The organism is uncultured Allobosea sp. (genome assembly GCF_945956895.1).
Classification (GTDB): Bacteria; Pseudomonadota; Alphaproteobacteria; order Rhizobiales; family Beijerinckiaceae; genus Allobosea.
The window spans coordinates 33146-46215 of the sequence record NZ_CAMFJF010000012.1 but is presented as its reverse complement, the minus strand read 5'-3'; the positions used below and the strand labels follow the sequence as shown (position 1 = coordinate 46215).

At 67.9% G+C, this 13070-nt stretch carries 10 protein-coding genes; 6 read left to right on the top strand and 4 right to left on the bottom strand.

The genetic code is table 11. The annotated features are described in order from the left end of the window. Positions 1-52: 52 nt before the first annotated feature. The 3 genes from Q0Q02_RS09705 to Q0Q02_RS09695 all read right to left on the bottom strand — a co-directional run bounded on the left by Q0Q02_RS09705 (position 53) and on the right by Q0Q02_RS09695 (position 3887). On the bottom strand, positions 53-1261 hold the full coding sequence (locus Q0Q02_RS09705; RefSeq protein ID WP_293808864.1) for an acetyl-CoA C-acetyltransferase: 1209 nt from the start codon (positions 1259-1261) through the stop codon (positions 53-55). A 220-nt stretch (positions 1262-1481) separates the two neighbouring features. Further along, positions 1482-3269: an acyl-CoA dehydrogenase C-terminal domain-containing protein gene (locus tag Q0Q02_RS09700; protein WP_293808862.1), complete on the bottom strand. Its 1788-nt coding sequence runs from the start codon at positions 3267-3269 to the stop codon at positions 1482-1484. Between the two features lie 192 nt (positions 3270-3461). After that, the gene (locus Q0Q02_RS09695; protein ID WP_293808860.1) at positions 3462-3887 is read right to left on the bottom strand and encodes a MerR family DNA-binding transcriptional regulator; all 426 of its coding nucleotides are present in this window, start codon (positions 3885-3887) and stop codon (positions 3462-3464) included. A 376-nt stretch (positions 3888-4263) separates the two neighbouring features. On the opposite strand from Q0Q02_RS09695, the gene Q0Q02_RS09690 reads away from it, so the two are divergent. The 3 genes from Q0Q02_RS09690 (at position 4264) to Q0Q02_RS09680 (ending at position 9497) form a co-directional block, all read left to right on the top strand. Beyond that, on the top strand, positions 4264-7617 hold the full coding sequence (locus Q0Q02_RS09690; protein ID WP_293808858.1) for a hypothetical protein: 3354 nt from the start codon (positions 4264-4266) through the stop codon (positions 7615-7617). Between the two features lie 183 nt (positions 7618-7800). After that, positions 7801-8730 (top strand): sulfite exporter TauE/SafE family protein, encoded by a 930-nt coding sequence (locus tag Q0Q02_RS09685; protein ID WP_293808856.1) that lies wholly within the window; start codon positions 7801-7803, stop codon positions 8728-8730. Beyond that, entirely contained in the window at positions 8727-9497 is a 771-nt protein-coding gene (locus Q0Q02_RS09680) for a TIGR02186 family protein (protein ID WP_293808855.1), read from the top strand. The genes Q0Q02_RS09685 and Q0Q02_RS09680 overlap by 4 nt, the downstream gene beginning before the upstream one ends. A gap of 98 nt (positions 9498-9595) precedes the next feature. On the opposite strand, the gene glp is transcribed toward Q0Q02_RS09680, so the two are convergent. Next, positions 9596-10834: a gephyrin-like molybdotransferase Glp gene (gene glp, locus Q0Q02_RS09675; protein WP_293808984.1), complete on the bottom strand. Its 1239-nt coding sequence runs from the start codon at positions 10832-10834 to the stop codon at positions 9596-9598. Between the two features lie 151 nt (positions 10835-10985). Here glp and Q0Q02_RS09670 point away from each other — a divergent pair, with 151 nt between their 5' ends. From Q0Q02_RS09670 to Q0Q02_RS09660, 3 genes are all read left to right on the top strand, one after another. Continuing rightward, positions 10986-11243, top strand: a complete 258-nt coding sequence (locus tag Q0Q02_RS09670; protein ID WP_293808853.1) for a sulfurtransferase TusA family protein — start codon at positions 10986-10988, stop codon at positions 11241-11243. Positions 11244-11306: 63 nt separating this feature from the next. Next, a complete protein-coding gene (locus Q0Q02_RS09665) occupies positions 11307-12422 on the top strand; it encodes an Mrp/NBP35 family ATP-binding protein (protein WP_293808852.1) in 1116 nt (371 codons plus the stop codon). A 238-nt stretch (positions 12423-12660) separates the two neighbouring features. Then, on the top strand, positions 12661-13062 hold the full coding sequence (locus Q0Q02_RS09660; protein ID WP_293808850.1) for an SRPBCC family protein: 402 nt from the start codon (positions 12661-12663) through the stop codon (positions 13060-13062). Positions 13063-13070: the final 8 nt, after the last annotated feature.

Sequence of the window (13070 nt, the reverse complement as noted above, 5' to 3'; positions counted from 1 at the left end):
CCCGTGTCTGCGCAGCGGCACTTCGCGCCGCAGCGCGCACGGGATGACAACGCTAGACCCGCTCGATGATGGTGGCGACGCCCATGCCGACGGCGACGCAGAGCGTCACCAGCGCGGTCTGCTTGTCCTGCCGCTCCAGCTCGTCGAGCACGGTGCCAAGCACCATCGCGCCGGTCGCGCCGAGCGGGTGGCCCATGGCGATGGCGCCACCGTTGACGTTCAGGATGGCGTCGTCGATGTCGAGCGCCTGCTGGTAGCGCAGCACGACCGAGGAGAAGGCCTCGTTCAATTCGAACAGGTCGATGTCCTTGACGGACATGCCGGCCTTCTTCAGCACGCGCTCGGTGACGTCGATCGGGCCGGTCAGCATCAGCGCAAGGTCGGAGCCAACCGTGGCAAAAGCCTTGATCCGGGCACGAGGCCTCAGGCCTGCGGCCTTGCCGGCCTTCTTCGAGCCGACAAGCACGGCCGCCGCGCCATCGACGATGCCGGAGGAGTTGCCGGCGTGGTGGACGTGATTGACGAACTCGACATCGGGATGCGCGGCGGTCGCGACCGCATCGAAGCCACCCATCTCGCCCATCTGGACGAAGGAAGCCTTCAGTGCGGCCAACGCCTGCATGTTGGCATCAGGGCGAATGGTTTCGTCACGGTCGAGGATGACGAGGCCGTTGACGTCGGTGACGGGGATCACCGAGTTCTTGAAGCGGCCCTCCGTCCAGGCTCGGGCGGCGCGCTGGTGCGAGCGCACGGCGAAGCCATCGACATCGTCACGCGAGAAGCCGTACTTGGTCGCGATCAGGTCGGCCGCGACGCCCTGCGGCATGAAATAGGTGTCGATCGCGACGCTTGGGTCGACCGCGATGCCGAAGCCGGACGCGCCCATGCCGACGCGCGACATCGACTCGACGCCGCCGCCGATCGCCATCTCCTTCTGGCCGGACATGACCTGCGCGGCGGCGAGGTTCACCGCATCGAGGCCGGAGGCGCAGAAGCGATTGATCTGCACGCCCGGCACTTCCTTGCCGTAGCCGGCCTTGAGGGCAACGGTACGGGCGATGTCGGCGCCGGCCTCGCCGACCGGATCGACGCAGCCCATCACCACATCCTCGACGAGGAGCGGATCGAGATCGTTGCGGTCCTTGATCGCGCGGAGCGCCTGGGTGCCGAGCTCGATCGCCGTGACTTCGTGGAGCGAGCCGTCGGCCTTGCCCTTGCCGCGCGGCGTCCGGACGTGATCGTAGATGAATGCGTCTGCCATGGTGCTCCTCCCGGAGTGGCCGGTCGTTTTCGGCTCGTCATTTCAGCGTCAGGCTACGCCGGATCGAGCCGAGAGTAATTGAAAGAAGCGCGCCGTCATCCCGGACGGAGCGAAGCGGAGATCCGGGATCCATCGAAGGGCACCGGAGCTCGATGATGGATCCCGGATCGGCGCCGCTTCGCGGCTTGTCCGGGATGACGGGCACCGTCTGGGCGATCCCTCAGAACTGCTCGACGCTCAGCGCCATGGTGCTGTCCGCGCCGGAGGTGATGCGCGCCAGATGGGCGCTGGTTTCCGGCAAGGTGCGCTCCATGAAGAAGCGGGCCGTGACGAGCTTACCGCTCATGCGCTCGTCGGCACCCGCCTTGAGCTTCTCCTGCGCGGCCTTGGCGATCTTCACCCACATGTAGCCCAGCGAGACCAGACCAAGCAGGTGCATGAAGTCGCTGGCGCCGGCGCCGGCGTTGTCCGGCTTGGCAAGCGCGTTGTTCATGAACCACATCGCCGCCTGCTGGAGATGGCCCAGCGAGACCTGGAGCGGCCCGAGCAGTGGCTTCAGCGCCTCGTCCTCGGCATTCTCCTTCAGGAAGGCGCCGACCTCGTTGAAGAAGGCCATGATGCCGCGACCGCCGTCGCGGCCGAGCTTGCGGCCGACGAGGTCCATCGCCTGCACGCCGTTGGCGCCCTCGTAGATCATGGCGATGCGGGCATCGCGGACGAACTGCTCGACGCCGGTCTCGGCAATATAGCCGTGGCCGCCGAACATCTGCTGGGCCTTCACGGCGTTGTCGAAGCCGATATCGGTGAGCACGCCCTTGAGCACCGGGGTCATCAGCCCGAGTTGGTCGTCGGCCGCCTGACGCTCGGCCGCATCGCCGGAGCGATGGGCGATGTCGGACTTCAGCGCATTCCAGAGCACGAAGGCGCGGGCGGCCTCGTTGAAGGCCTTGATCGACATCAGCGTGCGGCGCACGTCCGGATGGACGATGATCGGATCGGCCGGCTTGGCCGGCTCCTTGGCGCCGGTGAGCGCGCGGCCCTGCAGGCGTTCCTTGGCGTAGGCGACGGCGTTCTGATAGGCGACCTCGGACTGGGCCAGCCCCTGGATCGCGACGCCGAGGCGGGCCTCGTTCATCATCACGAACATGGCGTTGAGGCCCTTGTTCTCAGCCCCGACCAGCCAGCCTTGCGCGCCGTCATAGTTCATGACGCAGGTGGCGTTGCCGTGGATGCCCATCTTGTGCTCGATCGAGCCGCAGGACACGCCGTTATTGGCGCCGACCGAACCGTCGCTACCCAGCTTGTTGCGCGGCACGACGAAGAGCGAGATGCCCTTCACGCCGGCCGGCGCGCCCTCGATGCGGGCAAGCACGAGATGGACGATATTCTCGGTGATGTCCTGCTCGCCGGCCGAGATGAAGATCTTGGTGCCGGAGATGGCGTAGGAGCCGTCGCCGTTCGGCACGGCCTTGGTCTTGAGCAGGCCGAGATCGGTGCCGCAATGCGGCTCGGTCAGGTTCATGGTGCCCGACCAGGTGCCGTCGATCATCTTCGGCAGATAGGTGCGCTTGATCTCGTCGGAGCCGTGGACATAGAGCGCCGCGATCGCGCCCATGGTCAGGCCCGGATACATGGCGAAGGCCATGTTCGCGGCCGAGGCGTATTCGTTCATCACGGCACCCAGCGTGTAGGGCAAGCCCTGGCCGCCATATTCCGGGTCCATGGCGAGGCCGATCCAGCCGCCGCCGGCATAGGCCTGATAGGCTTCCTTGAAGCCCTTCGGCGTGGTGACGCGGCCGTCGGCGTGGCGGGTGCAACCTTCCTGGTCGCCGGAATGGTTGATCGGCTGGAGGACTTCCTCGCAAAGCTTGGCGCCCTCGCCGAGCACGGCCTCGATCACGTCCGCAGACGCATCGGCGAAGCCCGGCAGGTTGTTGTAGCGCTCGATGTTGAAGACGTCGTTGAGCAGGAAAAGCGTGTCGTCGACGGGTGCCTTGTAGACCGGCATCTGATCCTCCCTCTCGTCGCAAAAGCGGCGCTCGATCACTATCGCCGCATCAAGATAGTTCACATATAAACAATCTGAGCGAAGTTGCAACTGTGACGATGCGATTTTGTCGTCCCTGCGGCTGCGGGCGCGTGACGCCAGGCATAAAAAAACCCCGGCTTTCGCCGGGGCTTTGACTGTCGGCCTAAAGACTCAGGCCTTCGGCAACCGGGAGAGCGACGCCTCCAGTTCGGCGATCGCACCTTCGATCTCGGCGCGCTGGCTGCGCAGCAGGTCGAGCTGTTCCACGATCTGCTCACGGCTGAGCTGCAGGCCGCCGACGGAAGCGCCCGCATCGCCAGCCCCGCCTTTCTTGTCCTCGTTGGCGAGCATGGCGCGGATTTCGACGAGCGTGAATCCGAGCTGCTTGCCCTTGAGGATCAGGGCGAGACGCGCCCGGTCGCGCGCCGAATAGATGCGCGTCATGCCGGAGCGGCTGGGAGCGATCAGCCCCCGCGACTCGTAGAAGCGCAGCGTGCGCAGGGTCACCCCGAAGTCGCGGGCGAGGTCGCTGATGGTGAAATCGCCGGTCTGATCGGCGTCGGCGGAGCGGGTTTCATGAATCGGAGAACCCGCCATAGCCAAGCTTTGGCGTGACATGAAAGCTGCAATCCTTGCGATTGGATCGAATCGCCGACCCATATGGCGGCATCGATCGATACCCTCTGATAGGGAAGGAGCTCTCGCTGCGTCAGGTAATACGGCCCGAGAGTGGGGTAAGTTACCGTTACATGGCCCGAACGAGGCCCTTCCCAAAGGGCATTCGGGAAAAATTAACGATCCGCACCCCGGTTATTAACCCGCTGTTTACCATGCCGGCCAAATGTCGGGAACGCGCAACGGCGTCGTGGCTTCGTCAATGGTTACTTCACGACCTGCCCGGGTTCGCGCGGAAGGCGACGGCATCAGGGGGCCTCGCCTGCCGCTGACAAGGTCCCCTTAGGCGAGCGAGATCATGGCCAATAGCTTGCCCTGGAGCGTGAAGGGCGTCGATCCCCGGACACGCGATGCGGCCAAGGCGGCAGCCCGCCGGGCGGGCATGACGCTGGGCGAATGGCTCGACCACAAGATCCGCGACGAGAGCAACGAGGCTCCTGCCTCGCCCGCGCCGGAACAGCTCGACATCGCCGCCCTGTCGGAGCGGCTGGCGCGTCTGTCCCAGGGCCAGACCGACACGGCCCCGCGGCCGCCGGCCCCGACTCCGTCGCGCGAAGCGATCGATAGCCTCGTCGGCCAGGCAGCCGCCCTCGAAAGCATGACGCGCGAAGCCAATGCCCGGACCGCCGGCGCGCTGGATTCGATCACCCGCTGGATCGAGAAGACCGAGGATCGCCTGTCGTCGAGCGAGCGCGGTTCCGCCGAACGTCAGGAGCGCGCCACCAACGTCATCGCCGATGCGATCAAGACGATGGGCGAGCGCATCGCCGAGATCGAGCGCCGGGGGCTCGAAGCGCAGCAGGCCCGCGTCGAACAGGCGCCCCGCCTCGCCTTCAGCCGCGAGGGCCTTGCCGCCGCCGTCACCGATATCCGTACCCGCCAGCGCTTCCTCGACACTGACGAGGCCATGGCCGCGCGGCCGGCCGCCGTCGCGCCCGAGCGCATCTCGGCGCTGCGGGAGGATCTGCGCGAGATCGGCTCGCGCCTTTCCCATGAAAGCCGTCGTCCGGCCCAGCCGCAGCGCCCGGCCGCCCCGATCCGGAGCGCCGACACCAGCGCCATCGAAGCCAAGATCGGCATGCTGGCCGACCGTCTCGACCAATTCGACCGGCGCGACCAGTTCGAGCCGCTGCTCAAGCCGCTGACCCGGATCGAAGCGGAAGTGTCGCGGCTGTCGCAGGACCGGGCCGGCGAGAGCTACCAGCGCTTCCAGCTGGAGATCGCGCATCTCGCCGCCAAGGTCGATGCGCTGGCGACCCGCAGCGGTGGGATCGCCAATCTCGATCCCGTCCGCCGCGATATCGCCGAACTCCGTGACCTCCTCGGCTCCGGCGCGCAGGATCACAAGCTGGAGAACCTCTCCGAGCAGGTCGCCACGCTCGGCTTCGAGATCGGCCGGCTGCGCGAGGTCCAGCCCGACATGGGCGAGATGCGCAGCCTGGCAAACGCGATCGACGACGTGCGCGGCGCCGTGCTGTCGCAGCGCGGGCAGTTTCCCGGCGCCGGCCTGCTGTCCTCGCTGGGCGCACAGATCGACGCCCTGTCGCACAAGTTCGACGAGGTCGTGACGCAGAAGCTCGATGAGGCCAACGCAACGCGGCAGAGCGACTATCTCGTCAGCCGTATCGACACGCTGCAGCAGCGGATCGACATGCTTGCCGAGCAGGGGCCGTCCGCCGTCACGCGCCAGATCGAGGCGCTCTCCGGCCGGATCGAGAGCCTGGCGGCATCGAGCCAGCTGACCCGGATGGTCGGGGATGGCGCGGCTGCCGTCGACCTCAACCCGATCGAGCAGATGCTGCGCCATCTCGCCGAGAAGATCGACGAAGCCGGCGCGCCCGGCGCGAACGCCGAATCCTTCGACGCGCTGGAACGCCAGATCTCCGGCATCGCCAGCCGTCTCGACGAGGCCTCCGCGACCCGCTCGGCCGAAAACGGCATGGAGCGCACGCTGCAGGACCTCGTCGTGCACCTGCGCTCGATGCGCGAGGAAACGGCCGCCGAGCGCGCCGCCTTCGTCCAGGCCGCCAACACCGCAGCCTCCGGCAAGGGCATCGCCGAATTGTCGAGCCTGGTCACCGGCCTGCGCGACACCCATGTCTCCTCCGACAGCCAGACGCGGGACGCGCTCGGCGCCGTTCATGTCTCGCTCGAGACGATCATGTCGCGGCTCGCCAACCTCGAGGCCGAATTGCAGGGTGAGCGTCACCCGCCGACGGGCACCCTGGCTGCCGCGATGCGCGGTGATGACGCGATCGCCCGGGCCAAGCCCGTGCCCTCTCGCGACGGCGCGAGCCTCTCTGTCGGCGCCGCCGCGCAGGACCGTTTCGCAGCGCCGGCCAAGGAACCTGCGCGCAGCGAGCCCGCTCTTCCCGCGAGCACGGCCTTCGACATCCCGCTGGAGCCCGGCTCCGGACGCCCGCGCCCCGAGGCCGCGGCTGGCACCGGGCAGGACGCGCAGTCGGTCCGCCAGAGCCTGATCGCCGCCGCGCGGCGCTCGGCCAAGGCTGCCAGCGAGGCTGCCGCCACAGCCCCCTCCCCCGCAGCGGAACCCGTAGCGAAGAGCCCTGGCCGTCTCAAGGAGATGCTGGAGAAGCGCAAGCGCCCGCTGCTGCTCGGCCTGGCCGCCCTGATCCTCGCCATGGGCACCGCCCATCTGGTGACGACTTCGCTGCGCGGCGACGGCAGCAAGACCGCCAGCAACGAAACGCGCAGCCTGGTCGCTCCGCCCGCCGCCCAGCCGGAGGCACCGGTCGCCCCTGCGCAGGCTCCCGCCAAGGACCAATCCTCGGCGCTGTTCGCTCCCTCGCAGGAGGCGCCTGCCCAACTGGCCGCCAGCAACGCCAATGCCACGCCCGAGCGATCGCTGGCGCCGCCAGCCGCGCCCGCTGCCGCGGAAGCCGCTCCCGCAACGGCGCCCGCTGCGCCGGCCGAACAGCAAACCCAGACCGTGACCGGAATCGGCGACCTGCCGGCCGGGTTCGGCAGCGCCGGCCTGCGCAAGGCAGTCCAGGACGGCGATGCGCGCGCAGTCTACGAACTGGCCAGCAAGGCCGCCGACGGCCCGGCCAACCAGCGCGATCCCAAGCTCGCCCTGCGGCTGTTCGAGCGCGCCGCGGTCGCGGGCCTCGCGCCCGCCCAGTTCCGCGTCGGCAACATGTTCGAGAAGGGCATCGGCACGCAGCGCGACCTCGGCCTCGCCCGGATCTGGTACCAGCGCGCCGCCGAGCGCGGCAACGCCAAGGCGATGCACAACCTCGCCGTGCTTCATGCCGAGGGGATCGCCGGCAAGCCGGATTACGCCATGGCGACGGAGTGGTTCCGCCGCGCGGCGGAGCTCGGCGTCCGCGACAGCCAGTACAATCTCGCGGTGCTGCTCGGTCGCGGCCTCGGCGCGCCGACCGACCTCGCCCAGTCCTTCGTCTGGTTCTCGGTCGCGGCCAGCCAGGGCGACGAGGATGCCGGGCGCAAGCGCGACGAGGTGGCCCAGCGCCTGAAGCCGGAGGATCTCGCGGCCGCCAAAGGGCTGGCAGCGAGCTGGAAGCCGAAGACGCTCGATGCCGCCGCCAACGAGGTGACGCCGCCGGCCAAGGGCTGGGATCCGCAGCCGACGGCGGCGGTCGCCAAGCCGGCGAAGCAATCCCGGATCTGAACCGCATCGTGCAACGTCATGCTTTCGACGTGTTGACGCGGGAGTAAGAACGATCGTTTCCTAGGGGCGGGCCGGAAGCGGCCCGTCTTTCCCTTTCAAGACCTTGTCTTAACCTGGGCAATCTAGCCTGGGACCCATCAGGCGCAGGCCACAGGCCAAGCGTCCGCCTTGCGAGGGGTAAGCGTGCAGATCTACCTGCCGATCGCCGAGCTGCCGATCAGCGTGCTGATGGTTCTCGGCCTGAGTGGTGCGGTGGGCTTCATCTCCGGCCTGTTCGGCGTCGGCGGCGGCTTCCTGCTGACGCCGCTCCTGATCTTCCTCGACATCCCGCCGGCCGTGGCGGTCGCGACCGTCGCTGCGCAGGTCGCGGGCTCCTCGATGACCGGCGTCCTCACCTATCTCCGGCGCAAGGCGCTCGATCTGAAGCTCGGCGGCGTGCTGGTCAGCGGCGGCATCCTCGGCACCGTCCTCGGCGTGCTGTTCTTCAACACGATGAAACGGCTCGGCCAGCTCGAGCTCGTCATCACGCTGTCTTATGTCACGCTGTTCTCGATCATCGGCGGGCTGATGCTCTACGACGCGCTGCGCGCCATGCTGCGCGTCCGGGCCGGCAAGCCGGCGCGCTTGAAGCGGCGCGGCGGCATGCATCCCTGGTGGATGGGCCTGCCCTTCCGTGTGCGCTTCTACCGTTCCGGCCTCTATTGCAGCGTCATTCCCATCGCGCTGCTCGCCGTGATCATCGGCTTCATCGGCGCCGTGCTCGGCGTCGGCGGCGGCTTCATCCTGGTGCCCGGCCTGATCTATTTCTTCCGGATCCCGCCGGCCGTCGTGGTCGGGACCTCGCTGTTCCAGATCCTGGTGACGATGACCGGCGCCACGCTGCTGCATGCCGTCACCAACCAGTCGGTCGATATCGTGCTGGCGGTCCTGCTGCTGGTCGGCGGGGTCATCGGCGCACAGTTCGGCGGCCGCGCGGCGCGCAATCTCAATGTCGAGTCCTTCCGCCTGCTGCTGGCGCTGCTGATCCTCTCGGTCGGCCTGCGCTTCGCCATCGAACTCTTCATTCCGCCGAGCGAGCCGTTCTCGGTCGTCGTGCCGGAGAGCGCGCGATGAGGGGGCTCGCCAAACTCCTCGCCGCTCTCGCGATCGGGCTCACGACCGGCGCCGCCCGCGCCGAGACCCTGATCGCGGCGATGTCGAGCCATCAGATCCAGATCACCTCGAACTATACCGGCAGCCAGCTCACGGTATTCGGGCTGGTCGAGCGCGACGGCAGGACGGTCGCGCGCGGCGACCCCTACGACATCATCGTCACCGTGCGCGGCCCAAGGCGCATGCTGCTGGTGCGCGAGAAGGAGCGGCTCGGCCCGATCTGGATCAACCGGACGCAGCGGCGCTTCCCGGACAATCCGGTCTTCCTGCATGTCGCCAGCAACCGGCCGATCGCGGAGATGATGTCGAAGGAGACGGCGCAGCGCGACCGGATCGGTCTCGTCAATGCCGAGCGCCCCTCGGGCGACTGGGTCGATCTCGATCCCGGCGCGCGGCGCTTCCGCGAGAGCCTCGTCCGGATCATGCAGGCCAAGGACCTCTACGGCTACGAGGAACGCGGCGTTACCTTCCTATCGAGCGCGCTGTTCAGTGCGCCGGTCGACATCCCCGCGACGGCGCCAACCGGCTCCTACACCGTCGACATCGTGCTCTATGCCGGCGGGGTGCCGCTGGCGCGGCAGCAGACGAATTTCGAGGTGATCAAGACCGGCATCGAGCAGCGCCTGGCCTCGGGCGCCTATGACTGGGCCGTCCTTTACGGCCTCGCCACGGTCCTGCTGGCGCTCTTCCTTGGCTGGAGCGCGAGCGTGATCTTCCGGCGCGACTAGAGCGGCTCCGCAATTCTCCGAACTGCGGAGCCGCTCTAGCCCCTTGTTTTATCGCATTTTCTTCACGCGAACCGGCATCCACTTCGCTTGAAAATGCTCTAGAACAATTCGGCATAGGGCAGGAAAGGCGCGGAATCGCCCTCCGCCACCTGCGCGACATCCTCGGCCAGCACGACGAGCCCGTCCGATTGTGCCAGCGAAGCGAGCGAGCCCGCCCCTTCGCCGGGGTGCCTGCGCGCCAGGATACCGTCAGCATCCCGCTCCAGCGATACCCGCAGGAACTCGCGCCGGCCCGGCTTCCTGGCATGGGCGAAGCCCAATCTGACCGGCAGAGCAGCGGGTGGAACATAGGTTTCACCCGCCAGCCGGGCGAGCAGCGGACGCGCAACGAAGGCGAAGCCGACGAAGACCGCGACCGGGTTGCCGGGCAGGCCGACGAAAGGTGTGCCGGCGACGCTGCCGACCGCGATCGGCTTGCCCGGTTTGATCGCCACGCGCCAGAGGTCGAGCGCGCCGCAAGCCAGCACCGCATCCCTGACATGATCGGCCTCGCCGACCGAAACGCCTCCGGAGGTGAGGACAAGGTCGCAATCGACCGCCGCCTCGCACAATCGTCGCTCCAACCCCGCGGCCTCGTCGCGCAGGATGCCGAGATCGACGACCTCAGCACCGGCGCGCGCCAGCATGGCGCGCAGCATCACCCGATTGGCGTCGTAGATCGCGGCTGGGCCAAGCGCAGCGCCGGGCTCGGTGAGCTCATCACCGGTCGAGAACAGTGCGACACGAGGACGGCGATGCACGGTGACCTCGGCCAATCCCAGCGACGCTAGTAGCCCGAGATCCTGCGGACGCAGGCGCCGCCCCGCCGGCAGCACCTCATCTCCACGCCCGACATCCTCGCCGGCCAGGCGCAGATTGGCGCCGCGTTTGACGCCCGCCGGCAGGACGACCTTGCCGTCCTCCACAACGACATCTTCCTGCATCACGATGGTATCGGCCCCCTCGGGGATCTGCGCGCCGGTGAAGATGCGCCAGGCTCCCTGCCCCAGCACCGCAGGAGCTTCGCCGGCCATCGTTCGGCCGAGGACCGGCAAGCTGGTCGCTCCATCAGCGGCGAGATCGGCGAAGCGGATGGCATAACCGTCCACCGCGGAATTGACGAAGGGAGGCAGGTCGAGCGGAGCGACCTGCGCTTCCGCCAACACATGTCCGTCGGCCTCGGCGAGCGAAAGCTTCATGGTGCCGGCGACCGGATGCACACGCGAGACCGCATCGGCAGCCGCCTCGTCGAGTGTGACAAGCCCGGAATCGATTCGGCCACCACCTAGCCGCGCCATCACGGTCCCCGCCTGCTTCGGCCGCCTGAGCGCATCGCCGCCCGCTTCCTCCCGATCGATCGCCTCTTCATCGTCGTCGTGGCGGACGGGGTCAAGCACCTGCGTCAAGGCGGCGGTTGCCGGAGCCTGAACAGCCGTCCTATGAAGCAGCATGACGACGGTGGCCCCAACAGGCACGATCCAGGACATCATTCCGCTCGACCTGCGCGGCCTGAAATGCCCGCTTCCGGTGTTGCGCGTCCGCAAGGCCCTCATCACCGCACGAGCCGGCAGCCTGCTCGTCGTGCAATGCACCGATCCGATGGCGGCGATCGACCTGCCGAACCTCGCGCGTGAAACCGGCGACATCATCGAGCGGCAGGGGGATGCGGACGGCGCCCTCGTCTTCCATATCCGCAAGGCGACCTAGACAACCGCGTCATGCTCGGGCTTGACCCGAGCATGACGTTTCCGAGAAACGGAGTTCGACAACGTGACCGTCTCCCAAGCCGATGTCCTGCGGGCGCTCGAACTGGTGAAGCTGCCGGCGAGCGGACAGTCGCTCGCCGCTTCCGGCCGCGTCAGTGACATCCTCGTCGATGGCGGCAAGGTGATCTTCGCGATCGCGATCGACGCGACCGAAGCGGCTGCGATGGAGCCGGTGCGCAAGGCGGCCGAAAGCGCCGTCGGCGGCCTGCCGGGCGTGACCCAGGTTCTGGTCGGGCTGACCGCCGACAAGGCCGGCCCTTCGGCCAGCATGCAGGCGCGCCAGCAGGCGCAGCGCCCCGGACCGGGCGGCGCGCCGAAGCCGGCCGGCGTGCCGGGCGTGAAGCAGATCATTGCCGTCGCCAGCGGCAAGGGCGGCGTCGGCAAGTCGACGACCGCAGCCAATCTCGCCGTGGCGCTCTCGACGCTCGGCCTCAGGGTCGGTGTACTCGATTCCGACATCTACGGGCCGTCCATGCCGAAGATCTTCGGCATCAAGGGCAAACCGCAGATCGTCTCGGGCCGGACGCTCGCGCCGATGGAAGCCTATGGCCTCAAGGTGATGTCGATCGGCTTCCTCGTCGACGAGGAGACGCCGATGATCTGGCGCGGGCCGATGGTGATCTCGGCGATCACCCAGATGCTGCGCGAAGTCGCCTGGGGCGAGCTCGACGTTCTCGTTGTCGACATGCCGCCCGGCACCGGCGACGCCCAGCTCACCTTGGCCCAGCAGGTGCCGCTTGCCGGCGCCGTCATCGTCTCGACACCGCAGGACCTTGCCCTGCTCGACGCGCGCCGCGGCGTCGCGATGTTCCGGAAGGTCGCGGTGCCGATCCTCGGCCTCGTCGAGAACATGAGCTATTTCACCTGCCCGGCCTGCGGGCATCGCTCCGACATCTTCGCCCATGGCGGCGCCCGGCACGAAGCGGAGCGGCTCGGCATCCCCTTCCTCGGCGAGATCCCGCTGGCCATGCCGATCCGCGAGACCTCCGACGGCGGCCGGCCGATCGTCGCCAGCGATCCCGCGAGCGCCCATGCCAAGGCCTATGTCGCGCTCGCGCGGCAGGTGCAGGCCGGCCTTGGCGGCGCGGTCAGGGCGGCCCCGCGGATCGTCATCGAATAAGAGTTCGCGTGCCATATCGGCAGCTTGACAGCTGCACGCTTTTTTGTTCTCTTTTTGTTCTTATCTTTGTTGCCCTCGCTGGGAACCACGCCGTCATCCCGGGCTTGACCCGGGATCCATGCCGGAGCGCCCCCGATGCAGGCTCAGGCATGGATCCCGGATCTCCGCTTCGCTCCGTCCGGGATGACCTGCGCTTGGGGAACTGCGCAGCACGCTCTGAACAAGAAGGACGAAAACCATGGCCATCCATCGCGCCCGCCATATCGGGATCGGTATCGACCGCCCGGTCGAGGAGGTCTACGCCTTCCTCGCCGAGCCCGTGAATTTCCCGCGCTGGGCCGAGGGGCTCGGCCATAGCTTCGTGCAAATCGAAGGCATGACCTGGCGTGCCGAGACGCCGATGGGGCCGATGCGCATCCTGTTCAGCGAACCGAACAACCATGGCGTGCTCGACCATGCCGTCATTCCCGAGCACGGCGCCGCCATGCACAATCCGATGCGGGTCGTGGCCAACGGCGACGGGGCCGAGATCGTCTTCACCCTGTTCCAGCGCGACGGCATGTCTGACGACGGAATGGCGCGGGACACGGCCATGGTCGCCCGCGATCTCGCGGCGCTGAAGGCGCTGCTCGAAGGGTAAGGCGCCGG

Coding starts and splice junctions, on each gene's coding strand:
- Q0Q02_RS09695 (WP_293808860.1), bottom strand. CDS start 3,887: ATGGCGGGTTCTCCGATTCATGAAACCCGCTCCGCCGACGCCGATCAG.
- Q0Q02_RS09660 (WP_293808850.1), top strand. CDS start 12,661: ATGGCCATCCATCGCGCCCGCCATATCGGGATCGGTATCGACCGCCCG.
- Q0Q02_RS09690 (WP_293808858.1), top strand. CDS start 4,264: ATGGCCAATAGCTTGCCCTGGAGCGTGAAGGGCGTCGATCCCCGGACA.
- Q0Q02_RS09670 (WP_293808853.1), top strand. CDS start 10,986: ATGACGACGGTGGCCCCAACAGGCACGATCCAGGACATCATTCCGCTC.
- Q0Q02_RS09705 (WP_293808864.1), bottom strand. CDS start 1,261: ATGGCAGACGCATTCATCTACGATCACGTCCGGACGCCGCGCGGCAAG.
- glp (WP_293808984.1), bottom strand. CDS start 10,834: ATGGCGCGGCTAGGTGGTGGCCGAATCGATTCCGGGCTTGTCACACTC.
- Q0Q02_RS09700 (WP_293808862.1), bottom strand. CDS start 3,269: ATGCCGGTCTACAAGGCACCCGTCGACGACACGCTTTTCCTGCTCAAC.
- Q0Q02_RS09680 (WP_293808855.1), top strand. CDS start 8,727: ATGAGGGGGCTCGCCAAACTCCTCGCCGCTCTCGCGATCGGGCTCACG.